Origin of the sequence: Mesorhizobium sp. B2-3-13 (assembly GCF_006442195.1) — a bacterium.
Classification (GTDB): Bacteria; Pseudomonadota; Alphaproteobacteria; order Rhizobiales; family Rhizobiaceae; genus Mesorhizobium; species Mesorhizobium salmacidum.
Map to the genome: position 1 here is coordinate 1 of NZ_VFVQ01000003.1, position 18,735 is coordinate 18,735.

Consider the following 18,735-nt stretch of genomic DNA (forward strand, 5'->3'; position numbering starts at 1 on the left):
AACATGAGACGATGGGCGGCGATCACGCCATAGCTGCGCCCGAAATCCGCAAAACGCCGCAAAAGCGCGGCTCCCAACCCCCGAAAAGCCTCCAAAGCAACGAAAATGGCCGCCCTCAATCCTCACAACAAGCCTCCCGCAATATTGCGCAACGGGCCCCACTTGGGAGCGCCGGCCGCCCCCACATCCGGCAAGACAGGTCTGCGCGCTGCTTGTCCAGCAACGACGCCGGTGGCCACGTTCAGAACTTGTAGCTGAGATTGATGCCGACCGTGTTCAGTTTCACGCTCTGATCGCGGTCGTTGAAGGGGGCCGGCGCCTCATGGTTCTCTGAGCCGAAATCGTAATAGCGATATTGCGCGCCGACGACGAACTTGTCGGTCAGCGCGTAGTCGACGCCCGCGCCCACGGTCCAACCGACATTTGTGCGCGTGTTGTCAAACCCTGGCCCCGAGGTCTGCGACGTCTCGATGTCGGCAAAGGCTATGCCGCCGATGCCGTAGACCAGCAGGCGGTCCATGGCGAAGCCGGCCTTGGCGTTGACCGAGCCGAACCACTTGATTTCGGCGCCGAATGTGTCTCCCAGGACCGATTGCGCCGTGCCGTCGACCGAGGAATAGTTGAGGTCCGCCTCGGCGCCCAGCACGGCCTGATCGAACTGCCAGAGGCCGGCGACATGCCCGCCGACGAATCCGCCGTCGACGTCGGGCGTGATGGAAAACGGCGCGCCTTCCGTTGTGGTGATCTCGGAGCGGCCCCAGCCATATCCCGCCTGCAGGCCGGCATAGTAGCCGGTCCAGTCGAAGCCAGGCGCGGTCATCGGCACGTCGACTGTCGCGTCGGCAGCGAAAGCCGGCACGGACAGGACTGCAAGAAGACCGGCACTTGCGACCAGGCGATGCATCGAACCCGCCGAGAAGAGTCAAATATCCTTGATCGGAACATAACCTGATCTGCGGCAAAACGGAATCGGATTTCTGCAAAGGTGATTAGGGCGAGGTCGAGCGCATCGCCGAGCGGATTTCAGCCGGCAACGCCAAGGTCGAAGTCGACCTGAAACCCGAGTAATCCGGCAATCTCCAGGCAAATCCTTTCTTCCTCGCTGGCCAAAACGCCGTCGGCTTGGCACAGTCGGGCAAACAGGAGTCTTTGATGGCCACGAAGCCGCCCGCCCGCGCGACGAAACCCAAACCGTGGACCGAAATGGCGACCGATCTGGTCGATGTCGCGATGGGCCGCAAACCCGCCGATCTCGTCATCCGCAACGGGCGCTGGGTGAACGTCCATTCGGGCGAGATCATCGCCGGCACCGACATCGCCATCTCAGGCGGTCGCTTCGCCTATTGCGGGCCGAATGCCGGCCACACGATCGGGCAGGGCACCAAGGTGGTCGACGCGGGCGGACGCTATCTCGTGCCCGGCCTTTGCGACGCGCACATGCATGTCGAGAGCGGCATGGTGACGGTCACCGAATTCTGCCGCGCCGTCATCCCGCACGGAACCACCTCGATGTTCATCGATCCGCACGAGATCGCCAATGTGCTGGGCCTGCCGGGCGTGCGGCTGATGCATGACGAGGCCGTGGCCATGCCCATAAACGTGCATGTGCAGATGCCGTCCTGCGTGCCCTCGGCGCCTGGGCTCGAACATGCCGGCGCCGAACTGACGGTCGCCGATGTCGCGGAAGCGATGGGCTGGGAAAACATCATCGGACTTGGCGAGGTGATGAATTTCCCGGGCGTCGCCGCCAACGATCCGGTGATGTCGGGCGAGATCGCCGCGACGGTCAAAGCCGGCAAGACGGTTGGCGGGCATTATGCCTCGCGCGATCTTGGTCTGCCGTTCCACGGCTATGTCGCCGGCGGACCCGAGGATGACCACGAGGGCACGCGCGCCGAGGACGCAATCGCCCGCGTACGCCAGGGCATGAAGGCAATGCTGCGGCTGGGCTCTGCCTGGTACGACGTTGCCTCGCAGATCAAGGCGGTGACGGAAAGCGGCATCGATCCGCGCAACTTCATCCTGTGCACCGACGACAGCCATTCCGGCACGCTGGTGCATGAGGGACACATGGACCGGGTGGTGCGCCACGCCATCAGCCAAGGTCTGAAGCCGGTGACCGCGATCCAGATGGCAACGCTCAACACCGCCCTTCATTTCAAGCTGGAACGTGAGATCGGTTCGATCGCGCCCGGGCGGCTGGCCGACCTGCTGATCGTCTCCGATCTCACCCAGATGAGCATCGACGAGGTCTATGCGCGTGGCGTCAGGCTGGCCAAGGGCGGCAAGCTCGACATCGATATCCCGGCCTATGATTATCCGAAGACGGCGAAGAACACCGTCAAATTGGGCAAGAAGCTGAAGGCCGGCGATTTCGATATCGCGGCACCCAAGGGGGCCAACGAAGTGCGGGTGCGGGTGATCGGTGTCATCGAGAACCAGGCACCCACGCGCGCGCTGGAGGCCGATCTGCCAGTCGAGGATGGGCTGGTCGCCATGGATCGCCGCAACGACATTTGCCAGATCGCGCTGGTCGAGCGGCACAGGGGCACGGGTGCCGTCACCAATGCCTTCGTCTCCGGTTTCGGCTACATGGCCGACTGCGCCATGGCCTCCAGCGTGGCCCATGACGCCCATCACATCATCTGCGTTGGCACCAACAAGCAGGATATGGCGCTGGCCGTGAACCGACTGGGCGAAGTTGGCGGCGGGGTCGTGCTGTTCTCCAGAGGCAAGGAACTGGCGCTGGTCGAAATGCCGATCGCCGGGCTGATGTCGGACGAGCGCGCCGAGATCGTCGCTGCCAAGGCTGAGAAACTGACCGAGGCAATGCGCAAGATGGGCTGTTCCCTGAACAACGCCTACATGCAGCACTCGCTGCTGGCGCTGGTGGTAATTCCGGAGTTGAGAATTTCCGACGTCGGGCTGATCGACGTAACGACGTTCCAGAAAGTCGATCTATTCGTCTGAAACCAGCCGTCCGCTCTTGGTTGCTCACCCGCCGGTGGCGATGGTCAGCACCTTGAACGGCGTCGTGATGATGACTTCGGCAGCCGAGCCGACGACCTTTCCCAGGCCCTGACCGATATCGGTGAGCTGTGCCGGGTCCTCATCCGCGGCGAGGCCCGCCGGCGTGCGCAGCCTATTGCCGAGCAATTGCACCAGGAACGGGTTGTCGGCGAATTTCGCGTGGTTGAGGCCGCCGTCGCCGCCCTTGGTCTTGGTCAGGTCGACCACCGACACGCCATAGGAGGCGAGGTCGGCGGCATTGCCATAGTCGCCGACGCGCGGTTTGTCGCCAGAGATGAACGAGGACAATTTGAGAGCCCGGTCGTCGCCTGAAAGCAGCACGGCGAACGGCTTGTCGGGCTTGCCATAACGGATCATCTGCTTCTTGAACACGTCGACGTCGATATCCGGTGAGGCAAGGATGACATAACCCAGCTTGCCGCCGAGATCGCGGTCGCCGGTGATGGCGAGTTGGCGCAGCGCCTCCATCGTCAACCATGTCCCCATCGAATGGGCGATGATGTCGATGCTCTTGACCCGCGTCTTGGCGAGCATCCTCAGCGTTGCCTCGAGATCGTCACGGGCGGCGGTGGAACTGTCCTTGTCGTAGATATAGCCCGTCGTCTTGGCGCCCGACGCCCACGAGAATAGCACAGGCGTACCCGGATATTTCGTGTCGTGGGCGATCTGCGTCAGCCGGTAGATGCCGTCGTCGAAACCATTGTTGAAGCCATGCACGAAAACCAGCGCACGGTCGCCGCGCATGGCGATGTCAGCGCCGACCGCCTTGGCGAATTGCGGCGCGCCTTCGTAGAAGGTGACATCCCTGGCTGTGAAATCCTTGGCCGGGTTGCTGTTGGCCGAACCCTTGGCGCGCTCGATGTTGCCGACCTGATGGCTCTTCGGAACCGTGACATCGACCCGCGCAAAGCTGGTGGTCAGGGAACGGTCGCCGTCGAAGACCTGCCGTGGGTCCTTCGCCGCTTTCTGGCGGGTGGTGGCGACAAATATTTCATGGGCGGCCGCAATATCGGATGCCGGCACGGTGACCGTCGTCTTGTTGAGCAGATCATGCGTATTTCCAGCGCAGCCAGCGACCAGCACCGCGAACGCGACGACACCATGACTCTTCAAGCGCAAGGCCACGCGTCGGCTCCCGCATAAGGGGACGTCAAACGCATGACGTCGCTCGATACTCCGATAAGGCCAGAGACGGGCGCGGTCCAGTTCAAAGTAGGCCAATGGTTCGGCGATGGTGAACAGGCACGGCGAAAACCGCGGCGCCGCATCTACTGTCCAAGCAGGCTGATGCGGTCGGTCACGTCCCGGTCGCTGGCGAAACCATCGTCCTCGCGCAGCCGCTGGCCGATCATCTTCACCAGTGCCGGATTGTCGGCGAATTTCGTATGATTGAAGCTGTCGCTGCCTTTGACCTTGGAGAGATCCACGACCGTCACGCCGTAGGAGGCAAGGTCGGCGGCATCCTTGTAATCGCCGACGCGCGGCCGCGAGCCGGCGATCAGGCCGGACAACCTCAGCGCGCGGTCGTCGTCCGACAACAGCAGGATGAACGGCTTGTCGGGCTTGCCGTAGCGGCGCATCTGGCTCTTGAACACATCGACATCGATGTCGGGAGAGGCCAGCACCACATCGCCAAGCTTGCCGCCAAGATCGCGATCGCCGCTGATGGCCATCTGGCGCAGCGTTTCCATTGTCACCCAGGTTCCCATCGAATGGGCGACAATGTCGATGCGCCGCGCGCCGGACTGCTGCAGCATTCGCAAGGTCACTTCGAGCTGGTCGCGGGCGGCACTGGCGCTTTCCTTGTCATAGACATAGTCGGTGGTCTTGGCGCCCGAGGCCCAGGAAAACAGCACCGGCGTCCCGGGATAGCCGGAATCATGGACAATCTGGGTCAAGCGGTAGACAGCGTCGTCGAAGCCGGTGTTGTAGCCGTGGACGAAGACCATCACGCGGCCGCCGCGCGCCGCTATGTCGGCGTTGAGCGCGCTGGAGAATTTCGGCTGGGTATCGTAGCCGACGACCTCGGAAGCCATGAAGTACTTTGCCGGATCGTCCGACTTGCCGCGTGAACGCCGCTCGATCTGGCCGGTCGTGTGGAGCCCGGGAACGGTGACATTGACGCGGGCGTAGTTGAGCGTCGCCGAGCGTTCGCCGTCGAAAACCTTGTTGGGGTCGTCGGAGGGCTTGCGGGTCGTGGCAATGAAGATCGAGTGGTTGCCCGCGATTTCCGTCACCGGCGCCGACATGACCGCGCTGCCGAGCAGTTCCTCGGTTTTGCGGCCGCCGCAGCCCGCCACCAGCAGCGCAAGCGCAAGAATGCAAATCGTCTTCAAATGCACGATAAAAATTCCACTCGATCCCAAACAAGGGCCGTCCACCCTCCGCGATACCTCCCCAGCAGGCCAAGTGCGGCGGAAGTAAGTCGCGTCCAGCCGAAATGCGGTCGGCGCCTCGCGACGGCCTTCGCACTGTTGCGCGAAGGCCAAAGCGGCAGCAAGGCCGTAACGCCGCAGAGGGCAGGCGCCTGCATCTCGGCCGGATGTCGAATTCAGGCGCCCATCAATGCGCGGCTCGGCTCGATGCGAGAAAACATGAACAAACGTCCCCAAGTGCCTGCTAGCATTTCGGGACGGCGCCGTTGCGGGCGCGGGCTCGACCGGGCAATGGCCTTGCCGGGCCGGATGTGTAATAGGGTTATTGTCTAACTCGCCCGCGGGCGATCCCGGGATGACCTTGTCATGACCAGCTTTTCCTCGCGCGTCGCCACCGCCGCCTCTGCGATCCGCCAGATATTCCCGGAGACACCGCTGCAGGAAAATGACTATCTGTCGAAAAAGACCGGCGCCCGGGTGCTTTTGAAGCGCGAGGATTTGAGTCCGGTCCGCTCCTACAAGATCCGCGGCGCCTTCAACTTCTTCCGCAAGGCGCTTGGCGAAGGCAACCAGGCCGAGCTGTTTGTCTGCGCGTCCGCCGGCAACCATGCGCAGGGCTTTGCCTTTGTCTGTCGCCATTTCGGCAAGAAGGGCGTGGTCTTCATGCCGGTGACGACCCCGCAGCAGAAGATCGACAAGACCAGGCTGTTTGGCGGCGACTTCGTCGAGATCAGGCTGGTCGGCGATTTCTTCGACGACTGCTATCGCGCCGCCTTCGAATTCACCGAGAGCTCCGGTGGCCATATGGTGCCGCCCTTCGACCATAAGGACATCATTGAGGGTCAGGCGACGGTCGCCCATGAGATCGCGGACCAGATGCCGGGCGCGCGCATGCCCGACATGGTCATGCTGCCGGTGGGTGGCGGCGGTCTGGCTGCCGGGGTGACACACTATTTCGCCGATCAGGGCCGTGAGGCCCAGTTCGTGTTTTGCGAGCCTGCCGGCGCGCCGAGCCTGCGCGAGAGCCTTGCGGCGGGAAAACGGCTGAAGCTCGCCAAGGTCGACAACTTCGTCGACGGCGCGGCGGTCGCCGAGATCGGCCGCGAACCTTTGCGCTATCTCAAGGAGTTTGCCCCAGAGAGCGTGCGGCTGGTCCCGGAAAACCGGCTCTGCGCGACCATGATCGAGATGCTCAACGTCGAAGGCGTGGTCCTGGAACCCGCCGGCGCGCTTGCGATCGATGCGCTGAAGGATTTTTCCAGGAAGGAAATCCGGGGCAAGACCATTGTAGCGGTAGTATCAGGTGGCAATTTCGATTTCGAGCGACTGCCGGACGTCAAGGAACGGGCGCTGCGCTTCGAAGGCCTGAAGAAATATTTCATCATCCGCTTTCCGCAGCGGCCGGGCGCGTTGCGCGACTTCCTCGACATGCTGGGTCCGGACGACGACATCGCCCGCTTCGAATATCTGAAGAAGTCGGCGCGCAATTTCGGCTCGGTCCTGATCGGCATCGAAACCAAGGATCGGCGCAATTTCGACCTGCTGAAGGCGAATTTCGAGGCCGAGGGCGTCCAGTATCAGGACATCACCGACAATGAGACACTGGCGGGTTTCATAATATGAGCGGCAAGATCTTCATCGCGCTGTTTTCCGGCATCAATGTCGGCGGCAACCGCATCGTCAGGATGGCGGAGTTACGGTCGTTCTTCGAGGGCCTCGGTTGTTCCGATGTCTCCACCTACGTGCAGAGCGGCAATGCCGTATTCCGCGCTGACAAGGGCGACGCCGCCGCGCTGACCAAACAGATCGAGGCGGCTTTCGAGAAAAAATGGGGTTTCCATTCGCGCATCATGGTGCGCGATTTCGAATGGTTCGAACGGCTGGTGCGCGAAAATCCCTATCCGGAAGCGGCCGCTGATCACACGAAGCTCCACGCCTATGCGCTGGAGCGTGAGCCGACCGCCGATGAGGTGGCCCGGTTGGCGGAAAAGTGCACGGGTCCCGAGCGGTTCGAGGTCAAGGGCGATGTGCTCTATCTCAGCGCGCCGGACGGGCTCGGCAAATCGGTGTTCGCCAGCCTCATTCCGCGCACGTTGAAAGTGCCGGGCACGGCCCGCAATTGGCGCTCAGTGCTGGCGCTGCTGGAAATGGCGCGCAAGTCCGGAAGCGATTGATCCACGCGTCTCGCCGGAAATGCGCGGCGACACGCATGAACGAACTACGCCGCCTCGGCGCGTTTCCAGTCGAAGGCCAGTTCTTCGCGGAACGCAAAGCGTTTGATGTGGTCGGCAACGACATTTTCGAGGCGCTCGATCGAAGCGGACTCGTCGGTCGAAACCGTGATGTGCAGCGCTGCCCCGTCGGCGTCCATGACCGCGCGGCCCAGTGAAAGGTCGATGACGCCGTGATTGGGGTCGAACTCGACGGGAAACTTGTGCGCCCAATGTTTGCACAGCTGCTGCAGATAGCGGCTTGCGTGCGCCGTGGAGACATTGGCGTGGCTGATCGGCATGAAGGGTTCTCCGAAGCTATCTCAAGACGTGGCGCTGCTCTTCAGGGCAGGCGCCATAGGCGCATAGATAGGCACAACCTGGCAAAACACCATGGAGTGGCCGCCGGCCACTTGAAAAGGCTATCGATTACCAGCTTCCGGTATTCGCCATCGACGCCCACGGTTCCGCCTTGGCCTTGGCCGGACCTTTCTGCAGAAGCTCGATCGAGATGCCGTCCGGCGACCTGATAAAGGCCATGTTGCCGTCGCGCGGCGGCCGGTTGATGGTGACGCCATTGTCCATCAGTCGCTGGCAGGTGGCGTAGATGTCGTCGACCTCGTAGGCGAGGTGGCCGAAATTGCGCCCGCCCTTGTAGTCTTCCGGATCCCAATTGTAGGTCAGCTCGACCAGCGGCGCCTTGTCGGCGATGCCGCTCTGCTCGTCTTCCGGAGCGGCCAGGAAGATCAGCGTGAAGCGGCCCTGCTCGTTTTCATAGCGGCGAACTTCCTTCAGCCCGAGCTTGTTGCAATAGAAATCGAGCGAGGCATCGACATCGGCGATGCGGACCATGGTGTGCAGATAGCGCATGTGTTTTCCTCGATCTGTTGGGTTGCGGCGCAACATAGGGTCGGCCCGGTCAAAGGGCAATCGCCGGGGTCAGGCGGCGCCGGCAAAGAACAAATCCGGTATTCCCGCAATGAACCGTGAAAAAAGGCACGTCAGGTCTTGCACATACCGGAAGCCGCGGTGTTAATCTGGTGCCAAGAATCAGTTGCGGTGTTCTTGAATAAAGGGGGCATTCTTATGGGGGAAAAGGCCTCTTTGACGGGGCGGGCGAATACCCTTGGCGACGCCTTGACACGCGACGAGGGCGGCGACGCCGCCGACCTTGCCGAAATTGCCGGCGCCATCAAGTGGTTCGATGTGGCCAAGGGCTATGGTTTCATCCTTCCGGATGACGGTGTTTCGGGCGATATCCTCCTCCATGTGACTTGTCTTCGACGGGACGGCTTCCAGACAGCCTTGGAAGGCGCGCGCGTGGTCTGTCTTGTGAAGCAGGGCGAGCGCGGGCTGCAGGCCTTCCGTGTGCTTTCCATGGATGTCACCACCGCCGTCCATCCCGCGGAAATGCAGGAACAGCGCACCCATGTCTCGGTGACGCCGGAGAGCGGGCTCGAACGCGCTCTGGTCAAATGGTTCAACCGCACCAAAGGGTTTGGATTCCTGACGCGCGGCGAGGGCACCGAGGACATTTTCGTTCATATGGAGACCTTGCGCCGCTACGGCATCACCGAGCTTCGGCCCGGCCAGGTCGTACTTGTCCGTTTCGGCCGCGGTGACAAAGGCCTTATGGCTGCCGAAATTCACCCCGATATGGGCACCTTGCCGGTCTCGCACTAGGGCGATCCGGCCGAGGATTTCATATGAGACACAGGAACGGGCTGACGACGGGCGTGGTATGCGCTGTGGCCGCCGTCATAGTCGCTGCAGCCGCATTCTTCTATTTCCAGGTACCCAGCGCGGCCGATGGCCGGGCGATGATCCTTCCGGTCGATCCCGCGCCGCTGGTGGTTGTGACCAAGAATGGCAAGCGCTCCTTCTCGATCGAAGTCGCCGATACAGAGGCCGAGCGGGAAGCCGGCCTGATGTTTCGCGAGGACATGGCCGCCAATCATGGCATGCTGTTCGTCTTCGACGAGACACGCGACGTCAGTTTCTGGATGAAGAATACGCCGATGCCGCTCGATCTGATCTTTGTCGGTCAGGACGGCAGGATCCGCGCGATCAAGCAAGGCGAGCCGCAGTCGGAGGCAATTGTTTCGCCGGGCGAGCCGGTTCGCTTCGTGCTCGAACTCAAGGCTGGCACTGCCGCCAGGGACGGCATCGCGGATGGCGACCTGCTGCGCCATCCGGCGATCGGCACGGCACCGGGTCCTGGCATGCCGCCCGCGGACAAGGGCGATTCTCCGAACGTCGATTCTGATTGAGCGCCGGGACCGCCTTCCGATGCAGTTTTTTTCCCATGGCGGGTTCGATCTAGCCTTCCTCGACCGCCAACCGGCATCGGGCGAGGGCGATCCGGTGCTGATGATCCATGGCTTCGCCTCGAGCCACTATGTCAACTGGGTGTCGCCCGGCTGGTTCAAGACGCTCAATGATGCCGGCTATCGCGCCATCGCCTTCGACAATCGCGGCCACGGCTCGTCATCCAAGAGTTACGACGAGGCCGATTATACACCCGCGAAAATGGCTTCGGATGCCGCTGCCTTGCTCGATCATCTCGGCATCGAACGGGCCCATGTCATGGGCTATTCGATGGGCGCGCGAATTGCTGCCTTCCTGGCACTGTCCGACCCGGACAAGGTGGCGACGCTGGTCTTTGGCGGCCTCGGCATCGGCATGATTGACGGCGTCGGCGATTGGGATCCGATCGCCGCCGCTCTCCTTGCCGAGGATCCGGCCGCGACAACCCATCCGCGCGGCCGCTCTTTTCGCGCCTTCGCCGACCAGACCCGAAGCGACCGCCGGGCGCTTGCCGCCTGCATCGTCACCTCACGGGAATTGCTTGGTGAAGAGGATATCGCCCGCATAGCCCAGCCGACGCTGGTCGCGGTCGGTACCACCGACGACATTGGCGGATCGCCGGACGAGCTTGCGGCGCTGATGCCCAACGCCAGGGCCTTCCACATCGAGGGCCGCGACCATATGCTGGCTGTCGGGGACAAGACCTTCAAGCAACGGGTGCTGGAGTTCTACGCCGAAAATCCGCTCTGAGGCTTCGATTTCTTTTGGACCAAGGGTCTCGGGGCGCGAAATTGACCTAGGTCAAGGCCTGCAGGGACCGTGCGATATTTTGTCTGGCTTGTGGTTCGAAGCGCTGCCGGAACTCCTGCGTGTGAAAAATATGCGGTCGGGCAAGGAAGGTCTTCAGCACCGCACCGCGGCCGGCACGCCATATCGACTCCTCCACCCAGCCATATTCGCGGCGGACCGCGCGTTCATAGGCGTCGAACGCCTCAGGCGCGGCACCCAGGATCGAAAGATCCATGTCGAGAAACAGGCTGGCGTCGCGTATCGCCGCCGCGTCGTCGAATAGCGGCAGCTGGTGTGTGGCGGTGGCGAGGATCATAGCGCTGATGCGGCCCATGCGGCCGGCATCGATGCGGCCGGCGAGCTTTTTCTCGGCAAGGGCGGCACTTTGCGCCTCATTGTCCCTGGCCCTGCTGTCGTAGATGGCGTCGTGGAACCAGATCGCCGCTTCGACGGCTTCGGGGTCGCCGAGCTCTCCCCGATAGTCGCGAGCAAGCGCCAGCATTGCCTCGATATGCGCGAGGTTGTGATAGTGGCGTTCCTCGGCGGCGTAGAGCGCCGAAATTTCGGTTTTCAGGGCGTCGTTGATCAAGGGTTCGTTTTCCATGGCTGCTTGAATTCCCGCGAACCAAATCCATTTGACACAGCACTAAGGAAAATTGAGTTCAATCGTGCTATGATCTGGCTTATATGTGCGGCCCCGATGACAGCAGACTAGCAGGACGCAGGACGAGACGTCGATGAACAGCATCAGCATTTCCCGCCACAGCGCGTTGCAGCCGGTCGATCCGATCTGGCGTTCGATCCGCGACGAAGCGATGGAAGCGGTCAACCGCGACCCGCTTTTGGCCGCGTTCCTCTATTCGACGATCCTCAACCAGGAGAGCCTGGAAGAGGCTGTCGTCCACAGGATCGCGGAGCGGCTTGCCCATCAGGATATCGGCTCCGATCTCATCCGCCAGACCTTCAAGTCTATGCTCGCCGACGATAAGGACTGGCCGACCACGGTGCGCGTCGACATCCAGGCCTATTATGACCGCGACCCGGCTTGCGACCGGTTCATCATGCCGGTGCTCTACTTCAAGGGCTTCCACGCCATCCAGACCCATCGGCTGGCGCATTGGCTGTGGAACCACGGCCGCAAGGATTTCGCTCTCTACCTGCAGAGCCGTTCGTCCGCGGTCTTCCAGACCGATATCAATCCGGCCGCGCGCATCGGCAAGGGTATCTTCATCGATCACGCCACCGGCCTCGTCGTCGGCGAGACCGCGGTGATCGAGGACGATGTGTCCATCCTGCACGGCGTGACGCTGGGCGGTACCGGCAAGGCCGGTGGCGACCGCCATCCCAAGATCCGCCATGGCGTGCTGATTGGCGCCGGCGCCAAGATTCTCGGCAACATCGAGGTCGGCCATTGCTCCAAGATTGCCGCCGGATCGGTGGTGCTGTCGCCTGTGCCGCACAACAAGACGGTTGCCGGCGTGCCGGCCCGCGTGGTCGGCGAGACCGGTTGCGACCAGCCTTCGCGCCAGATGGACCAGCTTCTGCCGTCGCAGAAGATGGACCACGTGATCAGTTTCGATATCTGATTTGCTGGCAGTTGCCCCGCATGATTGCGATTTGCTCGGTGGTGCTGCCGCTTCCGGTGCAATAAGGCCGGCTTGCCTTTACATCGCCATTGTCGACGTGCCAGAAGCGCCGTTCAAACGAGCAAGCCGATGATCGGAGAAGACTGTTGAAGCCGGACGAAATCAGAAAGCTGGACGCCTATTTCAAGCGCGTCTTCCAGAACCCCAAGCTTGAGGTCAAGGCACGGCCGCGCAAGGAAGATTCGGCCGAAGTCTATGTCGGTGACGAATTCCTCGGCATCGTCTTCAAGGACGAGGACGATGGCGACTATAATTTCTCGATGGCGATCCTGGACATCGACCTGGCCTGAGCCAGCAATGCCACGGCAGGCCGCGTCGAGCGCGGCCGGGCCGCTTTCAGCCGGTCAATGTCCGGTCTTGAGGATTCGCCCCGCCTCGGCCGCGATCGCCGCATCGAGCGTCTGCCAGTCGCCAAGGAATTCCTTCGGGAAGCGATAGGTAAGGCTGAGATCATCCCCGACATGGATGTCCCGCTCGCAAGGAGCCAGCGATTCGCCGGCGCTCGGCCCGCTGAGGCAGCGGGCCACGAAGAGGTCCTTGCCCCCACGCTTGCCGACGACCAGCATCTCGTTCAGATAGCCTGATTTCTCATTGAAGCCGTAGACCGTCGTGCCGCCAGGTCCTGGAATGCCGGGCTGGACGATCAGCGCGCTGTAGATCGGCCCGAACCGGCCGCTCATGTCGCGCGACATCATCTGCTGCTCGAAGGACAGGAAGATGATGTTCCTGTTGGCCCCGGCGTGATTGAAATCATCGCGCGACGCCTCGCTGTAGCCGTCCATCTGGGGATAGCGCAAATAGAGGTCGAGGCGCGAGGCGATGCCGTCGCGCCGGGCCTGCTCGAACCGGATGAAATTGGCTGGCACGGTGATGATGTTGTTGCCGATCACCACCTCGCGCACGGTCGCGTCGTCGGTGTAGCCGGCCATGGCAATGGAACGGCCGAACCATTTGCCGCCAAGGCTGATGACTATCGACAGCAACGCAAGTGCGGCGAACGCGTAGAACACCCGCTTCATCAGCATGGAATCGACCACGGTGAGTTCTGGGCCGTCGGCGATCGCTGCCTGCTTCATCTCGGTCCTAGTCCCTCCGCCATCCGGGTGTCCCTCGACGGCACACATCGTACGGCACGGCTCTTGCTGCCGTCCTGAAACGACTGTGCGATTTCATGGTAAATGGAGGGTTAATATGGTCCAGATCGAGCTCTTGCTGTTCGCTTTTGTCGTCGGGCTGACGGTTTGCGGGCTGACCGGTTCGACAATGGAACTGGTATCGGGTCGCAAGGTCGCCTTCACCGAGCCATATGTGTCGCCCTCGCATGTGCTGCGCTCGCTGGCTGCCACTGCCGGCGCCGGGCCGTTCATGCTGATCAACGATGCCCTTGATGCGCGGCGCCAGAACCGCATTTCGACAGTGGCGCTCTTGTCATGCGGTTGCACCGCTATTGCCTGGTCCCTGGCGCTGGGCATCGTCGTGCTCGCCATTGCTTCATGGGCGGTCCGTCTCCTAGGGTTTCCAGCCTGAGACGATTCGGAGACCGACAATGCCGCTTTATGCGATCGATGGAACGGAGCCGAGCTTCGCCGACGCTGACTCGAACTGGATCGCGCCCGATGCCACGCTGATTGGCGACATCAGGATCGGCCGCAATGCAGGCTTCTGGTTCGGCGCCGTTATCAGGGGCGACAACGAGCCCATCGTCATCGGCGCCGACACCAATGTGCAGGAGCATACCGTCATGCACACCGATCCCGGCTTTCCGTTGACCATCGGACAGGGCTGTACGATTGGCCATCGCGCCATGCTTCATGGCTGCACGATTGGTGACAACAGCCTGATCGGCATGGGCGCCATCGTGCTGAATGGCGCCAGGATCGGCAAGAATTCACTCGTCGGCGCCGGCGCCCTGGTCACCGAAGGCAAGGAGTTTCCGGACAATTCGCTGATTGTCGGTTCGCCGGCCAAGGCGATCAGGGTGCTGGACGACGCGGCGGTCGAGCGGCTGCGGGCATCGGCCGCGCACTACGTCGCCAACGCCAGGCGCTTCAAGGCGGGGTTGAAGAAGGTCTGAACTCTCGGCCGACGCACGCCTTCGGCCGCCGGTTGCGCTTATGGTTCCCGGTTACCCGTTCCGCGCTCGGCCATGGCTGCTCGTAGCAGCGACGCGCCCAACCCGAATCCTGCAATCTCTGCTTCTTCAAGGGCTGTCGTACAGTCGTCGATACGGGTCCTTAACGAAGGGTCCGCGCCGCCGGCAAGAAGCAGGCGGATCGCCTCCGCGTCGCGCGTGGCGACGGCGTAGTGGAGCGGCGTCCAGTCGTTGACGCCTCGCATATCCGGATCGGCGCCGTGATCGATCAGGATGCCGATGATGTCGAGCTTGTCCGCGCGCTTGGTGGACAGCGCCGCGATAATGGAGGGAAATCCGGCATGATCCTCGTAATTCGGGCTGGATCCGGCCTCGATCAGCATTGCGACGAATGCGAGAGGGCTCCAGTAGATGGCGTATTCCAGCGGATGGCCAAGACCGAGCTCGAACGGCATGTGCTCGTCGAACCACCCCCTCGAGCCGCCCAAGGCGGTGCCGAGGGCCCCGAAGTCGCCAGCCTTGAAGGCATCGTCGATTGCCTTGAACAGCCGGTGGCGCTCGCATCGATCTTCCGGGATTTCCAGCATCGGCAGTGATCCAGGAAACGAAACGGCCGATTGTGCATCGATCTGTTGCGCGTGGAAAGGCAGGGGCAGCGTGATGCACCACGTGTCATCGGGTCAGTTTTAGCAGCTTCCTCCAGAAATGGTGGAGCCGGCCCGGGGACGGGGCCGGCTCCTTTGACCCGGTCGTTGGGGACGGGGAGGGTGGGGACTCGACCGGGTTTCTCGTTGAGCGCGTCGTGCAACGCGCCTGACCTTGTTGGCGTCCTCAGCGGACGCTGGCGACCGCGTCGGAACGGCCGTCGTTGATCGTCACCCAAACGCCGGAATTTTCCGTCGATTGACGCTTGAGATAGGTGTAGTCGGTGTCCGTCCAGGACAGCACCTTGGTTTCCAGATTGTCGAGGATGAACTCGCCGAGGCTGGTGCGCACGGTCAGCACCGCGTGGCCGTCGCCGTTCGGCTGGCGCGCAACCGTCATCAAAAGGTCGCCGGCCGGCACGCCCACATCCATCAGCTCGCGGCGCTTTTCCAGCGCATAGTCCTCGCAATCGCCATAGCCATTGTCCGGGTAGGCCCAGTATTCCTCGACACCGTAGTTTTCCATGTCGGTGCGCGGCTTGACGCGGGTGTTGACCGAATTGTTGATGCTGACGATCGTCGCCCATAGCTTCCGGGTCAGGTCGACCGGCTCTCCCTTGGGGGTCTTCTCGTTGCATTCGCCAGGAATGCGTTGGCAGAATTCATAATGGCCAACAGGCTGCGTGGTGCGTCCGCCGGTATGCATATAGGCCGGTCCCGCGGCATATGCTGATCCCCAGGCGGAAAGCTGCATCGCCATTGCCATCAGCAACAGCTTGCCCCTCGCTTTTTTCATTATTCAGTCTCCCCGTTCGAAGGGAGACATTGCCACATGTGGATTTATTCGACGCAAAAAAGCGAAGTAGGTTTTAAGTAAAACGCCAGTAGAATAAGCATAAAATTTGAATCATTTGAGTATTGAATTGTTTGGATTGCTGGGCTGGTTTTCTGCGAATTCAGCCTCGCGCGGACCATTTCTGAAACTATGGAACCTGCCGTCCGAGGATATATCGATCGCCGCACCCCGGAATCAAAAAGCCGGCCGCGAGGGCCGGCTTGATGGGCGTGCTTTGCGGCCTGATCAGGCGCGCGGCGTGTTGAATTCGGAATCGAGCGTTTCGGGGCGCTGGATGACGGCGAATTCGATGGCGACGCCGTCTTCGAAATGCCGGACGATCTGGCCGCGCATCGTGCCGAGCATGACCTGGACTCCGATCGCCGGTTTGACGTCGATCTCGATCGCGGCGCCGGACAGTGACAGATCGATGATCCGGCACTGATACTGACGGCCGTCGGTGAGCTGCAGCACGCTGGTCGGATTGCGTGGCGAGACGCGCTCGTGACGGCGGTCTTCCGGCAGGTCGAGCTCGTGTTTGTTGGCAAGCCAAGTCAACTGCGCCGCGAGCTTGTCCTTCTTGCGGTCGGACGCAATCACCGTCATCGCGAAGCCGTCCGGCAGCGTGCGTGTCAAAATACCTTCGATGCGGCCGATATGGTCGATATAGGCGATGACTTTCTCGCCGGGCATGCCGATGCGGTCGGTACGAAGCGCGACGTTGCCGGGCGACATGTCGACGACCTGGCACGGGTGCTCGGTGCGGTCCTCCAGCATGAATCGTCCGTATATCTTGACCCGGACGCGCTGAAAGTTACGCCTTTCAGCTTGGGACGGCGCGTAGTCGACCGCCGCTGACCTCATGACTGCCTACACCCCGTTTGGCATCCCGCGCGTCGATGCAAGGGACTTCGTCAGAGAAGTACAACAAAGCGGGTTAACAAAGGGGAAAAACGAGCCCGCGGGACTGTGTGATCATCAACTATCTTCGCGCCCGCCGTCGAAGACGACGAGATGGCGAATGCGGCGCGCCCGCCCAAGCGCCGAGATCGTGTCAGGCGCCCCGATTTCGTCGGGAACGAGCGAGGGAACGTCGATCGCCGGGCGATTGTTCAGCAGCTCTTTCTCCGGGTCGATGACGCGTATGGAATCAATCAAGGCGTCCGTGATCGGATCGGCGCCCAGCCAGAACGGCTTCTCAACGGCGCTGATCACGCCGAGGCAGCGCGGATTTTCAATGCCACCATCGAGCGGCAAGGCGAGCAATTCGAACTTGTTGGAGCGGCCGTTGCGGCTGAAGCCCTCGAAATTGATCAGCACGACGGATTTCTGGTCGAAGACCCCGTGGATCAGCCGCGAAACCAGCCGCTGATCCTTCTCGCGCCATAGCGAGGGGAAAGAGAACCCCTTGAGTTCGCGGCCGTAGCAGGCGCAGAGCCTGGTGCCGGCCAGACGAAATACCGGCTGCCCGCGCGTGTCCCTTTCCAGGATGAACGTATCGGCCAGCAGCGACTTGATATCGGCCGGCTCGACTTCCGATCGCTTCGGAGCGGGGCGTCCGTCACGCAGGCGGTTCCAATAGTGGAACAGCGTGATCGATCCGTTTTGGTTCATACTAAAAAGCTCCGCGCATTCTGTCGTCTGATGTCCCATCGGTGAACAGAAGGGCGCCCTCCGATGACCTACATGCGTTGGGGAGCAGGAAGCGTGCCAGCGTCGTTAACACTTGTTCACGGGTCGGGGCCGTTAAGGTTAACAATTGGTTTACGTTGCGTCCTGGCAAGCCGTGTGGCACACAAAAGCCACTCCAGAAGCGGTCGTTTCGCGACGATCGGCAGCACTTCAGTCAAGAGTTTTAGGGGAGCAGGGGGCTCGACCGGCCGTCCAGGGGAAACCCTGGACGGCTTCTTTTTTGATTCGCGTCCCTGATTCGGAGCGGGACGATTCGCTGTTTGCGGTTCCATCGGCGGTGATCTAGATGCTGGCCAGACCGAACCACGCCAGACCGAACCAGCCCAGGCCGAACCAGCATCGAGTGCGATTGCAGATGAGCGAACCGCAATATCCGTCCGAGCCCGAAACGGCCGAGACCATGCCGCCACCGGCGCGTGAGCCGGTGTTCAACCTGCCGCCGATCGTGATGGCGGTGATCGGCATCTGCGCGATCGTCTATCTGCTGCAGCAATATGTGCTGAACGACGCCCAGCAGATGACGCTGCTGTATGACGGGGCTTTCATTCCGGTCCTCTATACCGGTCAATACGGCTTCGACTGGTTCCTTTTCACCCGACCTTTCACTTACGCCTTCATGCATGGCGGCTTTGCCCATATCGCCATCAACATGGTCTGGCTCGCCGCATTTGGCTCACCGCTGGCCAATCGTCTCGGCGCGCTCCGGTTCGCGTTGTTCTTTGCCGTCACCGGACTGGCTTCGGTGGCGCTCTTCTGGGCGATGCATCCGTATGGAGAAGCGCCGCTGGTCGGCGCATCGGGCGCCATATCGGGCATGATGGGGGCTGCGGCGCGTTTTGGTTTCCGCACCGACCGCTCGGCCGGCAAGGCTGGTTTCGCCGGCCCGGTTCTGCCGGTCGCGATCGTGCTGCGTTCGCGCGGCGTCGTCATTTTCCTGGCCATGTGGATGATCATCAATCTCGCCACCGGCCTTCTCGGATTCGCGCCGGGCATCGACGGCCAGATCGCCTGGGAGGCGCATATTGGCGGCTTTCTCGCGGGCTTTTTCGGCCTGCGCCGGTTCGACAGGGGATGGCAAGCACCTGACTGGGAGACCTCCGACCGGACTTGAAATG

At 62.0% G+C, this 18,735-nt stretch carries 22 protein-coding genes; 11 read left to right on the plus strand and 11 right to left on the minus strand.

Annotated features, from left to right (window positions below; genetic code table 11):
• Positions 1-241 precede the first annotated feature (241 nt).
• Positions 242-904, minus strand: a complete 663-nt coding sequence (locus tag FJ941_RS04670) for an outer membrane protein (protein WP_140503478.1) — start codon at positions 902-904, stop codon at positions 242-244.
• A 248-nt stretch (positions 905-1,152) separates the two neighbouring features.
• On the opposite strand from FJ941_RS04670, the gene ade reads away from it, so the two are divergent.
• The gene (ade, locus tag FJ941_RS04675) at positions 1,153-2,970 is read left to right on the plus strand and encodes an adenine deaminase (protein WP_140503480.1); all 1,818 of its coding nucleotides are present in this window, start codon (positions 1,153-1,155) and stop codon (positions 2,968-2,970) included.
• 24 nt (positions 2,971-2,994) lie between these two features.
• Here the strand turns inward: ade and FJ941_RS04680 are convergent, their stop codons facing one another.
• On the minus strand, positions 2,995-4,155 hold the full coding sequence (locus FJ941_RS04680) for an alpha/beta hydrolase (protein WP_140503482.1): 1,161 nt from the start codon (positions 4,153-4,155) through the stop codon (positions 2,995-2,997).
• Positions 4,156-4,298: 143 nt separating this feature from the next.
• On the minus strand, positions 4,299-5,396 hold the full coding sequence (locus FJ941_RS04685) for an alpha/beta hydrolase (RefSeq protein WP_181166122.1): 1,098 nt from the start codon (positions 5,394-5,396) through the stop codon (positions 4,299-4,301).
• Between the two features lie 375 nt (positions 5,397-5,771).
• Between FJ941_RS04685 and ilvA the strand changes: the two genes are divergently transcribed.
• Together ilvA and FJ941_RS04695 are read left to right on the plus strand one after the other, a co-directional pair.
• On the plus strand, positions 5,772-7,028 hold the full coding sequence (gene ilvA / locus FJ941_RS04690) for a threonine ammonia-lyase IlvA (RefSeq protein WP_140503486.1): 1,257 nt from the start codon (positions 5,772-5,774) through the stop codon (positions 7,026-7,028).
• The gene (locus FJ941_RS04695) at positions 7,025-7,579 is read left to right on the plus strand and encodes a DUF1697 domain-containing protein (protein ID WP_140503488.1); all 555 of its coding nucleotides are present in this window, start codon (positions 7,025-7,027) and stop codon (positions 7,577-7,579) included. The genes ilvA and FJ941_RS04695 overlap by 4 nt, the downstream gene beginning before the upstream one ends.
• 44 nt (positions 7,580-7,623) lie before the next feature.
• On the opposite strand, the gene FJ941_RS04700 is transcribed toward FJ941_RS04695, so the two are convergent.
• Both FJ941_RS04700 and FJ941_RS04705 read right to left on the minus strand, forming a co-directional pair.
• Positions 7,624-7,917 carry a DUF2218 domain-containing protein gene (locus FJ941_RS04700; RefSeq protein ID WP_140503490.1) on the minus strand — a complete coding sequence of 98 codons (294 nt, stop codon included), beginning with the start codon at positions 7,915-7,917 and terminating at the stop codon, positions 7,624-7,626.
• A 127-nt stretch (positions 7,918-8,044) separates the two neighbouring features.
• Positions 8,045-8,485, minus strand: a complete 441-nt coding sequence (locus FJ941_RS04705; protein WP_140503492.1) for a VOC family protein — start codon at positions 8,483-8,485, stop codon at positions 8,045-8,047.
• 216 nt (positions 8,486-8,701) lie between these two features.
• Between FJ941_RS04705 and FJ941_RS04710 the strand changes: the two genes are divergently transcribed.
• Genes FJ941_RS04710 through FJ941_RS04720 form a run of 3 tightly spaced genes read left to right on the plus strand, consistent with a single transcriptional unit; the run spans position 8,702 to position 10,672 of the window.
• A complete protein-coding gene (locus tag FJ941_RS04710; protein ID WP_032935881.1) occupies positions 8,702-9,298 on the plus strand; it encodes a cold-shock protein in 597 nt (198 codons plus the stop codon).
• A 23-nt stretch (positions 9,299-9,321) separates the two neighbouring features.
• Positions 9,322-9,885 carry a DUF192 domain-containing protein gene (locus FJ941_RS04715; RefSeq protein WP_140503494.1) on the plus strand — a complete coding sequence of 188 codons (564 nt, stop codon included), beginning with the start codon at positions 9,322-9,324 and terminating at the stop codon, positions 9,883-9,885.
• Between the two features lie 19 nt (positions 9,886-9,904).
• Entirely contained in the window at positions 9,905-10,672 is a 768-nt protein-coding gene (locus FJ941_RS04720) for an alpha/beta hydrolase (RefSeq protein ID WP_140503496.1), read from the plus strand.
• Between the two features lie 46 nt (positions 10,673-10,718).
• Here FJ941_RS04720 and FJ941_RS04725 read toward each other — a convergent pair whose 3' ends face one another.
• Positions 10,719-11,315, minus strand: coding sequence for a hypothetical protein (locus tag FJ941_RS04725; protein ID WP_140503497.1), 597 nt, complete (start codon positions 11,313-11,315; stop codon positions 10,719-10,721).
• A 133-nt stretch (positions 11,316-11,448) separates the two neighbouring features.
• Here FJ941_RS04725 and cysE point away from each other — a divergent pair, with 133 nt between their 5' ends.
• Both cysE and FJ941_RS04735 read left to right on the plus strand, forming a co-directional pair.
• Positions 11,449-12,297 carry a serine O-acetyltransferase gene (gene cysE, locus FJ941_RS04730; protein ID WP_140503499.1) on the plus strand — a complete coding sequence of 283 codons (849 nt, stop codon included), beginning with the start codon at positions 11,449-11,451 and terminating at the stop codon, positions 12,295-12,297.
• A 146-nt stretch (positions 12,298-12,443) separates the two neighbouring features.
• The gene (locus FJ941_RS04735; RefSeq protein ID WP_006200852.1) at positions 12,444-12,647 is read left to right on the plus strand and encodes a DUF3126 family protein; all 204 of its coding nucleotides are present in this window, start codon (positions 12,444-12,446) and stop codon (positions 12,645-12,647) included.
• 54 nt (positions 12,648-12,701) lie between these two features.
• On the opposite strand, the gene FJ941_RS04740 is transcribed toward FJ941_RS04735, so the two are convergent.
• Positions 12,702-13,433: a hypothetical protein gene (locus FJ941_RS04740; RefSeq protein WP_140503501.1), complete on the minus strand. Its 732-nt coding sequence runs from the start codon at positions 13,431-13,433 to the stop codon at positions 12,702-12,704.
• Between the two features lie 115 nt (positions 13,434-13,548).
• On the opposite strand from FJ941_RS04740, the gene FJ941_RS04745 reads away from it, so the two are divergent.
• Together FJ941_RS04745 and FJ941_RS04750 are read left to right on the plus strand one after the other, a co-directional pair.
• The gene (locus FJ941_RS04745) at positions 13,549-13,884 is read left to right on the plus strand and encodes a hypothetical protein (RefSeq protein WP_140503502.1); all 336 of its coding nucleotides are present in this window, start codon (positions 13,549-13,551) and stop codon (positions 13,882-13,884) included.
• 19 nt (positions 13,885-13,903) lie between these two features.
• Positions 13,904-14,431 carry a gamma carbonic anhydrase family protein gene (locus FJ941_RS04750; protein ID WP_140503504.1) on the plus strand — a complete coding sequence of 176 codons (528 nt, stop codon included), beginning with the start codon at positions 13,904-13,906 and terminating at the stop codon, positions 14,429-14,431.
• Positions 14,432-14,469: 38 nt separating this feature from the next.
• On the opposite strand, the gene FJ941_RS04755 is transcribed toward FJ941_RS04750, so the two are convergent.
• From FJ941_RS04755 to FJ941_RS04770, 4 genes are all read right to left on the minus strand, one after another.
• Entirely contained in the window at positions 14,470-15,036 is a 567-nt protein-coding gene (locus tag FJ941_RS04755; RefSeq protein WP_140503506.1) for an ankyrin repeat domain-containing protein, read from the minus strand.
• A 244-nt stretch (positions 15,037-15,280) separates the two neighbouring features.
• Complete coding sequence (locus FJ941_RS04760; protein ID WP_140503508.1) at positions 15,281-15,889, minus strand: transglutaminase-like cysteine peptidase; 609 nt, start codon at positions 15,887-15,889, stop codon at positions 15,281-15,283.
• Positions 15,890-16,174: 285 nt separating this feature from the next.
• On the minus strand, positions 16,175-16,792 hold the full coding sequence (locus FJ941_RS04765) for a PilZ domain-containing protein (protein ID WP_140503509.1): 618 nt from the start codon (positions 16,790-16,792) through the stop codon (positions 16,175-16,177).
• A gap of 114 nt (positions 16,793-16,906) precedes the next feature.
• Positions 16,907-17,542 carry a PAS domain-containing protein gene (locus tag FJ941_RS04770; RefSeq protein WP_027145032.1) on the minus strand — a complete coding sequence of 212 codons (636 nt, stop codon included), beginning with the start codon at positions 17,540-17,542 and terminating at the stop codon, positions 16,907-16,909.
• 433 nt (positions 17,543-17,975) lie between these two features.
• On the opposite strand from FJ941_RS04770, the gene FJ941_RS04775 reads away from it, so the two are divergent.
• Positions 17,976-18,731 carry a rhomboid family intramembrane serine protease gene (locus FJ941_RS04775; protein WP_140503511.1) on the plus strand — a complete coding sequence of 252 codons (756 nt, stop codon included), beginning with the start codon at positions 17,976-17,978 and terminating at the stop codon, positions 18,729-18,731.
• The last annotated feature ends 4 nt before the right edge of the window (positions 18,732-18,735 follow it).